The following is a 320-nucleotide window of genomic DNA, read 5'->3' on the forward strand; positions in this document are numbered from 1 at the left end:
GCCGCTCGATGCAGACATGATGACGGAAGAACCGTTCGGGCCCGTCGCGCTCCTCAACCGGTACGCGGGCGAGGATGCGATGATCGCGGAAGCGAACCGTCTCCCCTACGGACTGGCGGCCTATGCCTGGACGAGCGATCCCGCACGCCGCGACCGGCTGGCGGCCGAGGTCGAGGCGGGCATGCTCGCCATCAATGGCGGCAATGTCAGCTTCGTCGATGCGCCCTTCGGAGGGGTCAAGTGGTCGGGACACGGGAGCGAGGACGGCCACGAAGGCGTGATGGCCTGCATGGTCACCAAGGCCGTCCACGAAGGCTGAC

1 protein-coding gene is annotated in these 320 nt (G+C 67.5%); it reads left to right on the forward strand.

Features of this window, described 5'->3' with window-relative positions; genetic code table 11:
* The coding region (locus AB1L30_RS00015; RefSeq protein WP_367011315.1) for an aldehyde dehydrogenase family protein at positions 1 to 319 on the forward strand (319 nt) is incomplete at its 5' end.
* Position 320: the final 1 nt, after the last annotated feature.

The sequence above is a fragment of the Bremerella sp. JC817 genome (assembly GCF_040718835.1).
GTDB lineage: Bacteria > Planctomycetota > Planctomycetia > Pirellulales > Pirellulaceae > Bremerella.